Annotated in this window: 14 protein-coding genes; 5 read left to right on the forward strand and 9 right to left on the reverse strand. The window is 56.4% G+C overall.

The genetic code is table 11. The features are described 5' to 3' along the window. Nucleotides 1–10: 10 nt before the first annotated feature. Nucleotides 11–1,822: an ABC transporter ATP-binding protein gene (locus tag LT42_RS12625; protein WP_037013529.1), complete on the reverse strand. Its 1,812-nt coding sequence runs from the start codon at nt 1,820–1,822 to the stop codon at nt 11–13. Nucleotides 1,823–2,265: 443 nt separating this feature from the next. On the opposite strand from LT42_RS12625, the gene LT42_RS12630 reads away from it, so the two are divergent. From LT42_RS12630 to LT42_RS12640, 3 genes are all read left to right on the forward strand, one after another. Further along, entirely contained in the window at nt 2,266–4,392 is a 2,127-nt protein-coding gene (locus tag LT42_RS12630; protein ID WP_037013530.1) for a TonB-dependent siderophore receptor, read from the forward strand. 300 nt (nt 4,393–4,692) lie between these two features. Continuing rightward, a complete protein-coding gene (locus LT42_RS12635; protein ID WP_037013531.1) occupies nt 4,693–5,118 on the forward strand; it encodes a hypothetical protein in 426 nt (141 codons plus the stop codon). Continuing rightward, nucleotides 5,115–5,300: a hypothetical protein gene (locus tag LT42_RS12640; RefSeq protein ID WP_037013533.1), complete on the forward strand. Its 186-nt coding sequence runs from the start codon at nt 5,115–5,117 to the stop codon at nt 5,298–5,300. The genes LT42_RS12635 and LT42_RS12640 overlap by 4 nt, the downstream gene beginning before the upstream one ends. A gap of 240 nt (nt 5,301–5,540) precedes the next feature. On the opposite strand, the gene LT42_RS25295 is transcribed toward LT42_RS12640, so the two are convergent. Next, nucleotides 5,541–5,942 (reverse strand): GFA family protein, encoded by a 402-nt coding sequence (locus LT42_RS25295; RefSeq protein WP_081955385.1) that lies wholly within the window; start codon nt 5,940–5,942, stop codon nt 5,541–5,543. A gap of 150 nt (nt 5,943–6,092) precedes the next feature. Between LT42_RS25295 and LT42_RS12645 the strand changes: the two genes are divergently transcribed. Further along, a complete protein-coding gene (locus LT42_RS12645) occupies nt 6,093–6,353 on the forward strand; it encodes a hypothetical protein (protein WP_037013534.1) in 261 nt (86 codons plus the stop codon). Nucleotides 6,354–6,566: 213 nt separating this feature from the next. Here the strand turns inward: LT42_RS12645 and LT42_RS12650 are convergent, their stop codons facing one another. Then, nucleotides 6,567–7,229 carry a GntR family transcriptional regulator gene (locus LT42_RS12650; protein WP_037013537.1) on the reverse strand — a complete coding sequence of 221 codons (663 nt, stop codon included), beginning with the start codon at nt 7,227–7,229 and terminating at the stop codon, nt 6,567–6,569. 158 nt (nt 7,230–7,387) lie between these two features. Between LT42_RS12650 and LT42_RS12655 the strand changes: the two genes are divergently transcribed. Beyond that, entirely contained in the window at nt 7,388–8,758 is a 1,371-nt protein-coding gene (locus LT42_RS12655; RefSeq protein ID WP_037017213.1) for an aspartate aminotransferase family protein, read from the forward strand. Between the two features lie 60 nt (nt 8,759–8,818). Here the strand turns inward: LT42_RS12655 and LT42_RS12660 are convergent, their stop codons facing one another. Genes LT42_RS12660 through LT42_RS12685 form a run of 6 tightly spaced genes read right to left on the reverse strand, consistent with a single transcriptional unit; the run spans nt 8,819 to nt 14,855 of the window. Next, nucleotides 8,819–9,751, reverse strand: a complete 933-nt coding sequence (locus tag LT42_RS12660; protein WP_037013538.1) for an electron transfer flavoprotein subunit alpha/FixB family protein — start codon at nt 9,749–9,751, stop codon at nt 8,819–8,821. Further along, the gene (locus LT42_RS12665; RefSeq protein WP_037013541.1) at nt 9,752–10,501 is read right to left on the reverse strand and encodes an electron transfer flavoprotein subunit beta/FixA family protein; all 750 of its coding nucleotides are present in this window, start codon (nt 10,499–10,501) and stop codon (nt 9,752–9,754) included. It abuts the gene before it with no gap. 44 nt (nt 10,502–10,545) lie between these two features. Further along, nucleotides 10,546–11,370 (reverse strand): ABC transporter permease, encoded by an 825-nt coding sequence (locus LT42_RS12670; RefSeq protein ID WP_037013543.1) that lies wholly within the window; start codon nt 11,368–11,370, stop codon nt 10,546–10,548. Between the two features lie 8 nt (nt 11,371–11,378). Beyond that, complete coding sequence (locus LT42_RS12675; RefSeq protein ID WP_037013545.1) at nt 11,379–12,641, reverse strand: ABC transporter permease; 1,263 nt, start codon at nt 12,639–12,641, stop codon at nt 11,379–11,381. A gap of 59 nt (nt 12,642–12,700) precedes the next feature. Beyond that, a complete protein-coding gene (locus LT42_RS12680; protein ID WP_052075274.1) occupies nt 12,701–13,729 on the reverse strand; it encodes an ABC transporter substrate-binding protein in 1,029 nt (342 codons plus the stop codon). Between the two features lie 34 nt (nt 13,730–13,763). Further along, nucleotides 13,764–14,855 (reverse strand): ABC transporter ATP-binding protein, encoded by a 1,092-nt coding sequence (locus tag LT42_RS12685; RefSeq protein WP_037013549.1) that lies wholly within the window; start codon nt 14,853–14,855, stop codon nt 13,764–13,766. Nucleotides 14,856–14,861 lie beyond the last annotated feature (6 nt).

Below are 14,861 nucleotides of genomic sequence, written 5' to 3' on the forward strand. Positions count from 1 at the left end.
GTCGGGGCAATTACCGATACCCGTGCGCCTGGATGTTGAACAGGCTGGCGTACCGCCCGCCCCCAGCCATCAGTTGCTCGTGAGTGCCTTCTTCCAGAATCCGGCCCTGATCCAGCACGATGATGTGATCAGCGTTGCGTACGCTGGAAAATCGGTGAGAGATCAGCAACGTCATGCGCCCTTCGGCGTACGTGCGGAAGCGCTCGAATACGGCAGCCTCCGCCGCAGCGTCGAGGGCGGCCGTCGGTTCATCCAGAATCAGCAGATCGGCCTCACGGCGCATGTAGGCCCGTGACAGCGCCAGTTTTTGCCATTGCCCGCCGGACAGTTCCTGGCCGCCGACAAACCAGCGTCCCAACTGCGTGTAGTAGCCGTTGCTCAAGCGCTCGATGAATTCGGCGGCGATCCCTTGAGTGGCCGCATCGCGCCAACGGGCCTGGTCATCGAACGCTGCGACGTCACCCACTCCAAGGTTTTCGCCGACCGTCATCTGGTAACGGATGTAGTCCTGAAAGATTACCCCGATGCGCTGGTGCAAGGCCTGCTCGTCCCAGTCCTGCAAATCGCTACCGTCCAGCAGGATCCGGCCCTCGTCAGGCGTATAGAGCCGGGTCAGCAGTTTGATCAGTGTGGTTTTGCCCGAGCCGTTTTCGCCCACCAGGGCCAGGCTCATGCCCTGCTTCAAGTGCAGGCTGATGTTGCTCAGCGTGGGCTGCGCGGCACCCGGGTAGCGAAACCCCAGCCGCTCGCAGCGCAGACCGTCGCCCGGGCGCGCTCCGGCCTTAAGCGTGCCTCGGCCAGGCGCCACCGGCACCTCCAGGTACTCGTAGAGGTCGGACAGGTACAGGCCGTCCTCGTACAAACCGGCAATCGCGCTGAGGCTGGCAGTGATGGCGACCTGTCCTTGCTTGAACAGCACCAGGTACATGGTCATCTGCCCCAGAGTGGTCTGGCCGCGAACGGTGTCCAGCACCACCCAGGCGTACGCCACATAGAACGCGGCGGTGCCCAATAACCCGAGGGCAAAGCCCCAGCCATCACGGCGCACGGTGAGCCGGCGGTCTTCGGCGTACAGGCGCGTGAAATTGTCGCGGTAGCGCTGCAGCAACAACGGCGCCATGCCGAAGAGCTTCACTTCCTTGGTGTGAGCCTCCTGGGACAGCAATGCTTCCAGGTAATTTTGCTGGCGGGTTTCCGGAGCGCGACGCTGAAACAGGCGAAAGGCATTACCGGAAAAGTGCGTCTCGGCGAAGAACACCGGCAGCGCGCCGAGCACCAGAATCAGCAGCGCCCAAGGGGAAAAATGCACCAGTAACACTGCAAAGCTGGCCAGCGAAATAAGGTTTTGCGCGAGGCCCAGGCCTTTGGTAACCAGGCCCAGTGGCCGGGTGGACGCATCGCGGCGCACGCGCACCAGCTTGTCGTAAAAGGCCGAGTCCTCGAACTGCAGCAGCGAAAGGGTCTGGGCCTTTTCCAGGATCATCAGGTTGACCTTCTGGCCCAGCTGCACCCGCAGCAGCGCTTGTTGCATCGAAAGCGCCCGTTGCGCCGCGGCCAGCAACGCCAACGCGCCCGCCTCCGCCAACACGTAACGCAGGACAGGCCAAACCGGCGCCTGGCTTCCAGTCGCATGGATCTGCATCGCCTGAACCACGGCATCGACAATCCGCTGGCCGATCCAGGCGGCAAGTGCGGGCAAAATGCCGGCAATCAGCGTCGCCACGATCAAGCCGCTGAACAGGGGGCGGGAAGTCTCCCAGACAAGGCCGACCGCCCTGCCGCTCTGGGTGGAAAAAGCAGTCAAGCGAGTGAACAACGACATTGGAAGCACAGGCTCCGGGTGGGCAGTGACAGGGGATTGTACCGGCTGGGTCGGCACGCCTCGCCGATCTTGTTGACGCAGCAGCGCGGGTTGCGAATGAGACCGGTCTGGTCTCGAGGAATTCGATCTGAACGTCCTGGTGCGTATGACGCAGTAAAGGTGCATCAAGCACGCCCGGCACTCTCGACATTCAGTCGCGATGTTGGGCTCGTCATTGTGACCCGACAAGTCGAGCGACAACAGGCGCAGCGGTAGCAATGCCCTGCCGGTGAAATAGGGGCCCGATGCACGCGGCGCGGCGAATCCAGCGCCTTGCCCGCTTTGTCGTACGGATTGCAGCGTCACGAATAGCAATACATATCATTACTGTTACATATCAAATATCATTCGCGCCCTTTGGCATGGACGCCAACACGTCTTTCTTCCAGCTAAGGCTCCCCTCGATGCGTCGTACGTTGCTGTCCCTTTGTGTGCTCCAGGCTTGCTCGCCTTCTTCGTGGGCTGAAGAGATCCCCGCCCTGCCCCACAGCCTGGAATTGGAGGCGACAGACATTGTCGGTACCGCAGATTATGAGTCGGCCTTCGGCCCGGTGAACGGATATCACGCCACTCGTTCAGCCAGTGTCACCCGCACCGATACCTCGATCCATGAAACCGCCCAGTCGATCAGCGTCGTTTCCAGGGACGTCGTTGACGATCTGGGTGCGACGCGCCTGCAGGATGCGCTGGACTACGCAGGCGGTGTGGGGCGGGCCAACAATTTTGGCGGACAAGGCCTCACCACCTTTACCGTACGTGGCTTCACCACGGGCGAGTTCTATCGCAACGGGTTCCCGATCAACCGGGGCTACCCGAATATGCCGGACGCCAACAGCATCGAGCGTCTTGAGGTCATTCGCGGCCCGGCCACGACTTTATACGGCCGTGGCGATCCGGGCGGCACGTTCAACGTCGTATCCAAACAGCCCACTGCCGAACGCACCGTGACCCTGGGCAGTCAGCTCGATGATCAGGGCATGAAACGCGGCACCCTGGACGCCTCTGGCCCGCTGGACGATGAAGGTCGTCTGGCGTACCGACTGAACGTCATAGGCGAAGGAGGAGACACATTCAGGGATCACGTTGAAACCGAGCGGTACGGAGTTACCCCCGTCCTGAGCTGGCAAGCATCCGATGACACCAAGGTCGTTTTCGAGGGGGATTTCATGCGTAACAATCACCCGCTGGATCGCGGCGTGACGCGTTACGCCAAGCAGATCGGTACGGCCTCCCGGGACACTTTCTTTGGCGAGAAAGACGCCGGCAAGTTGCACAACGACAACAACATGGCTCAATTACGTTTCGAGCATCTGCTCAATGAAAACTGGACACTGGCCGGCGGTTTCCAGTGGCTGGACGGCAGCTTGCAAGGCAACGCGATAGAAGCCAACGGCGTGGCTGACGACGGCCGCACCCTGGGCCGCAATTTCAACTACCGCAAGCTTGAGTGGACGGATAAGGATACCCAGCTGAACCTGACCGGCCACTTCTCGACGATGGGCCTGGACCACACCTTGCTGACCGGCGTGGAGGTCGAAAATTACGATTACACCTCCATCATTCAACGTTCCAGCGGTGCCGTCAGTGCGTATCCAATCGACATCTTCAATCCGGTGTACGGTCAGCCGCGACCTGCCTTGACCCGCACGCCCACCCACGACAAGGAAAACCTCAAGACCTACGCGGCCTTTGTGCAGGATCAAGTAGCGCTCACTGATCGCTTGAGGTTGTTGGGCAGCGCTAGATTTGAGCGTTTCGAGCACGACTACGACACTTACGTGCCGGGCGGGAAAAGCTGGGAGGCGAGCGACAACGCGGTGACACCACGCGTGGGCCTGAGCTACGACCTGACTGACACTGTCGCGGTCTATGCCGACACCGCTCGCTCGTTCAAGCCCAACACCGGTGCGAGTCGTCAAGGCGGCGGCTTTGAGCCGGAAAAGGGCAAGTCCTATGAGATCGGCGTCAAATGGGAAGCGCTGGATCGCCAGCTCAGCGTCGATGCCGCGATCTATCAAATCGAAAAGCGCAACGTGCTGACCACAGACCCGGTCGACTCAACCTTCAGCGTTGCGGCAGGCGAAGTGCGCAGTCGGGGCCTGGACATCAACGTCGCCGGCAATGTCACACCCCAGTGGCGAGTCATCGGCGGTTACGCCTACGTCGACGCTGAAGTGACCAAGGACAACGTGCTGCAATCCGGCACGCGTTTGTTGAACATCCCGAAGAACAGTTTCAGCCTGCTCAACATGTACGAGTTTCAGGATGGCGAACTGAAAGGGCTTGGCCTGGGTGTAGGTGCGAAATACGTCGATGAGCGTGCCGGACAGACCGCCAACACGGCATTCAGCATGGGCAGTTACGCCGTCGCCGATCTACTGAGCTACTACAAGGTCAATGACAAGATCAGGCTGAATCTTGACGTGAAAAATCTGTTCGATCGGGATTTTGAAGAAGGCGCGTTCGGCAATGTGTACGCCTACCCTGGAGAGCCCCGCACCGTTCAGGTGGGTGTGTCTTATACGCTGTGAGCCGTCGTACGGGCAGGAGCAGTGACGGCTGGTGACCCCAGTGTTTGACGCGCATTCGCACACCCTTGGTGCGGTTTTTCGATAAGGGCCTCTCCGACCCTGTGCCCAAGCCTATGAGTGAGTCTTGCCTCCGTTCGACGCACAAGGGGCCATGGGTCGATAGCTCTTCCACCCGGCAAAAAGCTACCCAGGTCGCAAAGGGTTTTTTGGACAAGCCCATTCCGGGTGGCTACGATGCCAACCCTGCGCACCTGGGCCGTCTACGGGTTGTGCAGACCACTTTGCCAGGGACGACAAAAGATGTCTGAGTTTTACCAGTACTTCAAAGAAAACATGGATGCTCTCGGGCTTGCCGCCCCCGAAACGCTTTTCGCCAACGCAACCACTGCGCTTGCGACTGCCACGGCCCTGGCCACCCAGATCGACAAGTTCGGTTCCAGGGTCACCCTTATGGAAATCGTTGGTGCGGGCACGCGGCTGGAAAAGCTCGCCGTAGTCGGCGCCTGCTCGGCCGCTTTCTACGCGGGCGCTGTTGTTGGCAGCATCGCAGTGGCGACAGGACGCGTACTTGCCAACGGCACGTCGATGTCTGACGTCATGTTGTTGCTGACGCGCAACCAGCTGGACCGAGAGTGGATGCGGACCTGCATTCAGCGGCACCCGGGCCTCTACACGTCGAACCACCCAGGGAAGATGCTGTATCGACACTGGCAGCACACCGCATGAAAGATTCTTTCCTGCTGTTGATCTGCGCACTTGGCCTCTCGATGCTCGCCTGGGCAATCTTGCATTATCTGGGCGACGACGCGTTTTCGGTGCTGAGTGTCGTGCTACTCATCTCGCTGGGGCTGGATAACTTCCGCTTGCGTCGGACTCTGGCCAGGGACCGCGGCGCTGCTAGGAAATAACCCTCACCACGACTACAGGCCATCGCGTCGCCGCATCGTTGCGGTACACCGGTGCATCTGGAGAAGTCTCAGCAAGCCAGACTGACGCTCTCCTTTTATGGGTGCACCCTTCGGCGACTCGCACGAACCTTTGGGCTGGTGCTTTTGCCGGACGTGATCTGGGGCGGGTTCTGTAAGTGCGGTTCTTCGTAGAGCTATCAAGGCGGTTGGTCGCGCCTGACCGCTTTCGACCCAACGTGGTCAGCTGACCGGCGGGCATGGGCTGGATGACGGCCACCAAGGAGCTGCAGATTCGATATGAACGTGCTTCTGCGTTTGAGGCATGAAAGAGGTATCAAGCGTGCCTAGCGCTATCGAAATCCAGTCGGCGAACTCGCCTTGTGATCGCGACCAAAACAAGGTTGAACCACATTGCCCGCAGAACTCCCGTGATGCAATCTCAGAGGAAGCGTGGGTTCTGACCCATGAAGAACCGCGAAGTATTTGCAGCGCGCCGCGCGGTACGCTGCCGTACGAAGCGAATGCTGCGCCATGCGCTTTGCGACATTGGCTGCAGTAACAGTGGCTGACTGCTTTTGGCGGGCCGAGCAGCTCATAAACCACGGCTGCGCACAGGCAGCTTCCTTGATAAACCTCTGTCATACGTTGTTCCATGCAGGTGATTAGGTGCCAGCTTAATCGCCGCGATCTAAGCGGTCGAATGACTGACCGCTTTCGGCCAGGAGCAGCCCTTTCGCAAATCTCCAAGCGCGTTTACAAACCAGATACCGGCACAAGTTTAGGCGAGACGTCATGACACTTTCCAAAGGCGACATCGTAAAGCTGATCGATGTTGACCAAGCAAAGGTAGTGCTCTCTGATTGGTTGAACTCCCGGGAGGCGGCTCCTGGAGATATCGCGGAAGTGGAAGAGATTTCAATGGGTGAAGCTGGATGTATCGCTCGCTTGCTGTGCGAGTCACATGCAGGATCTCTCGAATGGAGAGCCTCATATTTTGAGGCTGGATTGACCTATGAGGTGCTTCGTAGCTATCCCAATGATGTCCCCTCTTGAATGTCTGTTCGGGACCGACTTCCACCTGTCGCCACAGTCAGCTTAGGGTCGAAAGCAGCCGGTGTGGCTAAGCGCTTTGGGCCGAAAGCGGTTACCCCATTTCTGTGCGCTACGAGCGGACCGATGGAAGCAACCTTAGCTCAACATCGTAGGCTGGCCGCGCCACTTTCACTCCTCTAGAGGACGCCATGCGAATCAGCTGAACAGGGGCAACTACCTGCTTTTGATGTATTCGAGCAGCATGTCATGACCGTCGATAATGTCCTCGCAGATCGCTTGCCTAGCGGCGGCGCCATCTCGAATCTTCAATGCGGCCAGTACTTCCCAATGGTGCTCAATCGCAATCTTCTCAGAGAAACGATTGTATGCCAGAGCAAGGAGCGGCCCGGTGCGCATCCACAGGCTGTCCAGGAAGCCTCTCATTAGTGGCATCTGCGCGATGTCTGCGAAAAAGAAGTGAAAGCTTTGATTGAGACTCAACGCTTCTCCCATATCTGCACGATGAATAGCATCTAGGTTGGCATTGATATTTGATTCAATGCGCTCCAAATCCTCGTCGGTGACCATTGAGGCCGCCGTCTGAGCAGCCAATCCCTCCAGCGCCAAGCGCACTGAATGAATCTCCAGATACTGCTGGACCGTCAGGATTGGAACACGAATATCTTTGGGGGTTTTCATGACAAGCGCTTGCTCTTTGGCAAGCTGAAGAATCGCGTCCCTCACAGGCGTGACGCTGGTGCCCAACTGAGTCGCCAAGTCACGAATACGAAGTTTGTCATCGGGTTTGAGCTTGCCTGTGACCAGCGCTTCCCGCAGCGACGTATAGACGCTGGTACCGAGATATGCATGATTTATTCCGCCGATTGGGTAGCTCATATCAAATCCGAATTATGAAGGCTCTAGCCGGGCATGGACGAGCCGGCCGGCAGCACAGCAGACATCATCACCCTTTTATGGCGAAAAAACCAGCTACACAACATGATGCATCATGCATTATGATCAGCTACGCGGTCCCATCCCATAGCGAGATCATCATGAGCACAACACGTTCGTCACTTGCCGATAAAGACATGCGTCACCAGCTGCACCCCTACACAAATGCCCGAGCTCATGAGGAGCAGGGGCCGTTGGTAATCGAGCGAGGCGATGGGGTGTTTGTGATTGATGAGCATGGCAATCGTTACCTCGAAGCCATGGCCGGACTGTGGAGCACAGCATTGGGCTTCAGTAATAAACGTTTGGTGGCGGCTGCTGAAAAGCAGATGTCGACGTTGCCCTTCTACCACCTGTTCGGACACAAGGCTCACGCGCCGAGTATTGAACTGGCAGAGAGACTGATCAACATGGCTCCTGTGCCCATGAGTAAGGTGTTTTTCACCAACTCCGGGTCTGAAGCCAACGACACCGTGATCAAGCTGCTCTGGTATCTCAATAACTCGTTAGGCAAGCCAGGTCGCAAAAAACTCATAAGCCGCATTGGCGGGTACCATGGCATTACTCTCGCCAGTGCAAGCCTTACCGGTCTGCCAGCTAACCAGCGTGGCTTCGATGTGCCTTTACCGGGCTTCTTGCATGTGGGTTGTCCTCACCACTATCGTCACGCGCTGCCTAATGAAAGCGAGGAACAATTTGCCGATCGCTTGGCCTTGGAGCTGGATACGCTGATCCTGAGGGAAGGCCCTGAAACTATCGCGGCTTTTGTAGGTGAACCCTTAATGGGCGCCGGTGGCGTGATTGTGCCGCCACGGACTTACTGGGAAAAAATCCAGAACGTATGCCGCAAACACGACATTCTTATAGTCGCCGATGAGGTGATCTGTGGATTTGGACGTACCGGCAACATGTTTGGCAGCCAGACATTTAGCATCAAACCGGACATCATGATTTTGTCCAAACAGCTGTCCTCGTCGTATTTGCCTATCTCTGCAATCCTCCTCAATGACAGGGTTTATCAAGGCATCGCTGACCAAACCAAGTCCTTCGGCGCCTTGGGTCATGGTTTCACCGGCGGTGGTCATCCTGTCGCAGCCGCGGTTGCGCTGGAAAACTTGAAGATCATCGATGAAGAAAACCTGGTTGACCATGCTGCGAGCATGGGCGAGCTTCTGCGTCGAGAATTGCAGCGCTTCAGCGACCATCCTCTGGTAGGCGAGATTCGCGGAGCTGGGCTCATTGCCGCAGTGGAGCTGGTCGCCGATCGTACAACCAAGGCTCCTTTGGATGTACCGGGCACGCTAGGCCGCCACCTTGCAGGACGCGCTTTAGCTCACGGCATGATCACCCGCAACATGGGTGATGCTATTGCCTTTTGCCCTCCACTGATAATCAATGCAGATGAAGTGAGGTCAATTGTTGAAAGATTCGGCAGCGCACTAGACGACACGAGCAAATGGGTCAACGGATAAACCGTTTTGCTACAAAAAAGGCCTGGTTTTAAACAGGCCTTTTTTGTGAACGGCGAGGACTCAGTCGAGCTCAGCAAGAACCGCTGGAACCGCATCAAACAGATCGGCTACCAAGCCGTAATCAGCAATTTGGAAGATTGGTGCTTCCTCGTCCTTGTTGATTGCGACAATAACCTTGGAATCTTTCATGCCAGCCAGATGCTGAATGGCACCAGAAATACCAACAGCAATATACAGTTGCGGCGCAACGATCTTGCCGGTTTGACCTACCTGCATATCGTTCGGCACGAACCCTGCGTCTACAGCCGCACGAGAAGCCCCTACTGCGGCGCCAAGCTTGTCGGCAAGCGAGTACAGATGTTTAAAGTTATCGCCGTTCTGCATACCACGGCCGCCGGCTACTACAATTTTTGCTGCGGTCAGTTCAGGACGATCAGACTTGGCCAGTTCTTCACTCACAAAGCTCGATTTGTTCCCTTCGTGCACTGCACTGACAGCTTCCACTACTGCTGCCCCACCCTCACTGGCAACCGCGTGGAATGCGGTGGCACGCACTGTAATCACTTTCACCGAGCCGGAGGATTGCACAGTAGCAATAGCGTTACCGGCATAGATCGGACGCTTGAAGGTGTCAGGCGACTCCACCGAGATGATCTCGGAGATCTGATCGACATCCAACAATGCAGCAACGCGCGGCAGGATGTTTTTGCCGTTAGAGGTGGCCGCCGCCATTATATGGCTGTAGCCCGGAGTGAGACCGACCACCAAAGACGCAATGTTTTCCGGTAACTGGTGGGCGTAGGCAGCATCGTCAGCAGACAGGACCTTAGTCACGCCTGCAATTTTTGCAGCAGCTCCAGCCAACTCACCAATCCCCTGGCCAGCCACCAGCACATGAATGACTTCGCCGATTTTAGTCGCCGCCGCCACAGTGTTCATCGTGGTCGGAGACAATGTTGCGTTGTCGTGTTCAGCGATTATGAGGATATTCATTTAGATTACCTTCGCCTCATTCTTCAGTTTGTCGACCAACTCAGCTACCGACTTGACCTTGATGCCGGCGCTACGTGCAGCTGGTGCTTCGACCTTAAGCGTTGTGACTGTGGAAACGGTTGATACACCCAAGTCTTCAGGCTTCAGCACCTCGAGCGGCTTCTTCTTGGCTTTCATAATATTGGGCAGTGACGCATAGCGTGGCTCGTTCAAGCGCAGGTCGGTCGTGACGATTGCGGGCAGCTTCAGGGATACAGTCTGGGCACCCCCATCGACCTCTCGCGTCACCACAACGCTGTCGCCGCTGACTTGAACTTTCGAAGCAAAGGTACCTTGGCCATAACCGGTCAGCGCCGCTAGCATTTGGCCGGTTTGGTTGTTGTCGCTATCGATTGCCTGCTTGCCAAGAATCACTAGCTGAGGCTGCTCTCTAGTTACAACCGCATTGAGCAACTTGGCTACGGCCAGGGAGCTGAGCTCTGCGGCGGATTCGACCAGGACTGCACGATCCGCCCCCAGAGCCAATGCCGTTCGCAATTGTTCCTGTGCATTGGTTGTGCCGATGGAGACGACAACGATCTCGGTAGCGATTCCCTGCTCTTTCAGGCGTACAGCCTCTTCCACAGCGATTTCGCAAAATGGGTTCATCGACATCTTAACGTTTGCGAGATCGACGCCTGAGTTATCCGCTTTTACGCGAACTTTCACGTTGTAGTCGATCACGCGCTTTACAGAGACTAAGACCTTCATCGTTTACCTCAATGAGCACCACGGGGATGTGTTGGAAGAAAACATCAGATAGCACTGGAGCCACGGAGCTTTTCGTTACGACGGCGCAACCACTCCATAAGGAGCAACAGTAAGGCAGAAGCACCGATCATCAAGGTCGCCGCCGCAGCGATAGTCGGGTTGAGGTTCTCGCGAATTCCGCCAAACATTTGCATCGGTAAGGTGCGTTGTGCGGGACTGGCTAAAAAGAGTGTCACCACCACTTCATCGAAGGACGTGGCGAACGCAAACAACCCCCCGCTGATCACACCGGGCGCGATCAAGGGCAGCATCACTTTGCGAAACGCGAAAAACGGAGGTGCCCCAAGGCTTGCAGCAGCACGTGAAAGGTTACGGTCGTAACCCTGCAATGTTGCCGACACGGTTATCACCACGAAAGGAACCCCCAGCACCGCATGAGCCAGGACCAAGCCCAGATAGCTATTGAGAAGGTTCATCTGAGCGAAAAAGAAGTAGAGCGCTACGGCGACGATCACCAAAGGAGCGATCATCGGCGAAATAAGGACGGCCGTGACAAGCCCTTTGCCACGAAACTCACCACGGGCGAGTCCAACGGCCGCCAGAGTACCTAGCGCGGTTGCCAGTAAAGTGGCTGCCGGCGCGATGATCAAGCTGTTGCGCAGTGCCCGCATCCATTCTTGAGAACCAAGAAATTCTTCATACCAGCGGAGTGAGAAACCGCTCAACGGGTAGCTGAGAAATGACCCTTCATTGAATGATAGAGGCACAATCACCAAAATTGGGACCACCAGAAAGATCAGCATGCCAAGGCTGAATACGCTAAAGATCGGCGACCAGATTCGCTCGATCCGTGTGGAATGATGATTCATCAAACACCTCATGCGCGTTGGCCTGGATTGGCTGAGCGGGTAATGCGCGAATACACCCAATAAAGCAGGAGGACGATGATCAGCAGCTGGCTACCCAAAGCTGCGGCCATCCCCCAATTGATGGTGGAGTTGGTGTAAAACGCGACAAAGTAACTAAGCATCTGATCACCTGGTCCGCCTAACAGCGCAGGCGTGATGTAGTAACCGATAGCCATGATGAAGACCAGCAACGCACCTGCTGTCACACCCGCGAAAGTCTGTGGCACATATACAGACCAGAATGCCCGGAACGGGTGAGCTCCGAGTGAAACCGCGGCACGGACATAGTTGGGAGAGATGCCCTTCATGACCGCGTAGAGAGGTAGGATGACGAACGGTAAAAGTATGTGGGTCATGGAGATATAAACCCCGACCCTGTTGAATACCAGTTGCAGCGGCTCGTCAATAAAGCCTAGGCCGACCAGCGTACTGTTGATCAAACCGCCTTTCTGCAGCAGCACGATCCAGCCAGCCGTGCGTACCAGCAAAGACGTCCAAAACGGCAGCAACACCATGATTAGCAGCAGATTGGCCCGATTGCCAGGTTGCTTAGCGAGCCAATACGCCACTGGGTAGCCGAACAGCACGCACAACAACGTCACCACACTGGCCATCCACAATGTTCGCAACATTACCGACAGGTAAAGCGCCTGACCTTGGGGCAGCTCAACAATGTCACCGCTTTCCACATCAACCTGGCGATCGAAGGCGGCTAGCACGTAATAGCTGGTGAAATTGCGCCCCGCGCGCTGAATACTCCTCCAGGTACTCGCCTCCGCCCACATCGTCGATTGGGCGATCAAAGCGCGGCCTTTGGATACGGCGTCGGCATCAGGCAATTTGTTAAGCGTCAGCGTGAGCAAGGCGCGATAGCGGCCGTCCTCATAGCCTAGACGTTTAACCAACCCCGGGATTTTCCCGTCCGCCTTGGCCACTTTCAAATCCCTGACCAGCGCCGAATAAACTTTCTCATCAGGACGGCTCTTGCCATCCCATTCACGGAGTTCCAGTAGAGTTGACGGTAGCGCCCTGGCCACCTCTGGGTTGTCGACGCTCTTCCAAAGTATGTTGCCAATCGGGAAAACAAAGCAGATTAACAAAAACATCAAAAGCGGAGCGACCAACAAAATGGATCGCTTACGGTAAGTACGTTCGGCATGCAGCAGTCGCTGCTTGAGCGAAGCACCCTTTTCGGTTGAATGATCGAGAGCCGTCAGGCTGACTTCTGACATGCTGGTCTCCAGGTATAGAGGCTGATCCGGCTTCAGCGCCTGAAGCCGGTGTTGACGGCTTAGTTAGCCGCCCATGCGTTGAAGCGTTGCTCCAGCTCTTCACCGTGCTCTATCCAGAACTCGGTATCCACGCCGCGCGCCCCTTTGAGGTTGGCAGGAGCGGTAGGCAAGTCGGCTCGCACTTTTGGGTCGATTTGAGCGATGGTCTGCGTATTGGTCGGGCCGTATGGAATGGTTTCGGCGAACACTTTCTGGTTCTCGGGGCGGTTTGCAAAGGCGATGAATTGCTCAGCCAATGCTTTGTTCTTCGATCCCTTGACGATCGCCCAGCTGTCCAGATCGTACAAACTACCGTTCCAGACGATAGAGAATGGGTGTCCTTCATTCTGCGCTGCTGTGACCCGCCCGTTGTACGACGAGGTCATGACCACATCCCCGGAAACAAGCCATTGCATTGGCTGAGCACCAGCCTCCCACCACTGTATGCTCGACTTGATTTGATCAAGTTTTTTAAAGGCTCGATCGACACCCTCGGGGGTGGACAGCACTGAATACAGCTGGCCTGGAAGAACACCATCTGCAAGGAGTGCAATTTCAAGAGTGAATTTCGCACTCTTGCGTAGCCCACGCTTGCCTGGATATGTTTTCACATCCCAAAAATCGGCCCATCCGGTGGGAGCCCTGGAAAGTTTCTTCGAGTCGTACGCCAAGACGGTCGACCATATAAAAATGCCGGCGCCGCACTCAGTGGCAGCTGATTCGATAAACTGTTTCTTATCGCCTAGCTTTGCCCAATCCAAAGGCTCAAACAGCCCTTCACTGCAGCCACGCACCAAATCCGGGCTTTCGACTTCAACCACATCCCAGCCAACTTGGCCCGTCTCGACCATAGCTTTGATCTTGGCCATTTCGCCGTTGTACTCACCTGCTTCGATGGTGGCGTCATTTGACTTGGAGAAGGGCTGGTAGAACGCTTTCTCCTGAGCCTGTTTGTTTAGCCCCCCGAACGAAACAACCGTGAGTTGCTGGGCCTGCGCCTGACTTGCCACACCCACCACAACCGCCAAAATCGCAATTTTCTTCAACATGGAAACGCTCCTGAGCAGTGTTTGGTATTGCTTTTTAGTGGAGTAACAAAGGATCAAGCGCACTGGCGTCATGGCTGAGCCAACCAACCGGAACGGTCTGACCAGTCATCCAGCTATCTTTCATGTCAGCGATAGGGACCTTGGCAGTGAACTCCTGATGGCCAGCAACGTTGAGTCGTACCCGAACGTGATCGCCAAGGTAAATAAGCTCTTCGATGCGTCCAGGGAGGCTGTTTGGAGAGGGCCTGTCTAGCTCGATACGTTCTGGTCGTATCGACAGCGACGTAGGGTCGCCAGCAAGCAGATTCGTAGCGGGACGCGCACCTACTTCACAACCGTTGTTCAGGCGTACCCGACATTCAGCGCTGGAAACGGCGATAACAGTGCCCGGCAATGCATTGTTTTCACCGATGAAATGAGCCACGAAGGAGTTACGAGGATGCTCATAGAGCGCTTTTGGCGTGTCGATTTGCTGGATCACGCCATCGTTGAAAACTGCAACACGATCGGAAAGTGTCAGGGCTTCAGCTTGGTCGTGAGTGACAAAGACAACGGTTAGCCCCAGTTGACGATGCAAGCGCCGGATTTCCAGCTGCATCTGTTCGCGCAATTGCTTATCCAGTGCTCCGAGCGGCTCATCCATCAGGACAAGGCTTGGCTCAAACACCAGCGCGCGTGCTAACGCGATACGTTGCTGCTGTCCTCCGGATAGCTGTGCTGGATACCGTTGCGCAAGGTGAGCCAGCTGGACCATATCCAGTGCCCGCTTGACCTTAAGCTCGATATCAACAGCGCTCATGCGCCTGACCCGAAGTGGAAAAGCGAGATTGCCCGCTACGGTCATATGGGGAAACAGTGCGTAGTTCTGGAACACCATGCCGATTCCGCGTTCGTGCGGCGCCACAGTGTGTAACGGCTTCCCAGCGAGCAGGATTTCACCTTGGGTAGGTGTTTCGAAGCCTGCCAGCATCATCAGGCTGGTCGTTTTTCCTGAGCCTGAAGGCCCAAGCAATGTCAGGAATTCACCACGCTTGATGTCGAGGTCAAGATTTTTGACCACCAATTGCTCACCGTCGTAGCTTTTTTGCACGCCTTGGAAGCGTACATAAGGGGGGGCAATGCTCATCGCTGC

The organism is Pseudomonas lutea, assembly GCF_000759445.1.
In the GTDB taxonomy this organism is placed as follows: Bacteria; Pseudomonadota; Gammaproteobacteria; order Pseudomonadales; family Pseudomonadaceae; genus Aquipseudomonas; species Aquipseudomonas lutea.

What these genes read in the sequence shown, in the direction of transcription:
- LT42_RS12625 (WP_037013529.1), bottom strand. Translation starts at nt 1,822, where the DNA reads ATGTCGTTGTTCACTCGCTTGACTGCTTTTTCCACCCAGAGCGGCAGG.
- LT42_RS12630 (WP_037013530.1), top strand. Translation starts at nt 2,266, where the DNA reads ATGCGTCGTACGTTGCTGTCCCTTTGTGTGCTCCAGGCTTGCTCGCCT.
- LT42_RS12635 (WP_037013531.1), top strand. Translation starts at nt 4,693, where the DNA reads ATGTCTGAGTTTTACCAGTACTTCAAAGAAAACATGGATGCTCTCGGG.
- LT42_RS12640 (WP_037013533.1), top strand. Translation starts at nt 5,115, where the DNA reads ATGAAAGATTCTTTCCTGCTGTTGATCTGCGCACTTGGCCTCTCGATG.
- LT42_RS25295 (WP_081955385.1), bottom strand. Translation starts at nt 5,942, where the DNA reads ATGACAGAGGTTTATCAAGGAAGCTGCCTGTGCGCAGCCGTGGTTTAT.
- LT42_RS12645 (WP_037013534.1), top strand. Translation starts at nt 6,093, where the DNA reads ATGACACTTTCCAAAGGCGACATCGTAAAGCTGATCGATGTTGACCAA.
- LT42_RS12650 (WP_037013537.1), bottom strand. Translation starts at nt 7,229, where the DNA reads ATGAGCTACCCAATCGGCGGAATAAATCATGCATATCTCGGTACCAGC.
- LT42_RS12655 (WP_037017213.1), top strand. Translation starts at nt 7,388, where the DNA reads ATGAGCACAACACGTTCGTCACTTGCCGATAAAGACATGCGTCACCAG.
- LT42_RS12660 (WP_037013538.1), bottom strand. Translation starts at nt 9,751, where the DNA reads ATGAATATCCTCATAATCGCTGAACACGACAACGCAACATTGTCTCCG.
- LT42_RS12665 (WP_037013541.1), bottom strand. Translation starts at nt 10,501, where the DNA reads ATGAAGGTCTTAGTCTCTGTAAAGCGCGTGATCGACTACAACGTGAAA.
- LT42_RS12670 (WP_037013543.1), bottom strand. Translation starts at nt 11,370, where the DNA reads ATGAATCATCATTCCACACGGATCGAGCGAATCTGGTCGCCGATCTTT.
- LT42_RS12675 (WP_037013545.1), bottom strand. Translation starts at nt 12,641, where the DNA reads ATGTCAGAAGTCAGCCTGACGGCTCTCGATCATTCAACCGAAAAGGGT.
- LT42_RS12680 (WP_052075274.1), bottom strand. Translation starts at nt 13,729, where the DNA reads ATGTTGAAGAAAATTGCGATTTTGGCGGTTGTGGTGGGTGTGGCAAGT.
- LT42_RS12685 (WP_037013549.1), bottom strand. Translation starts at nt 14,855, where the DNA reads ATGAGCATTGCCCCCCCTTATGTACGCTTCCAAGGCGTGCAAAAAAGC.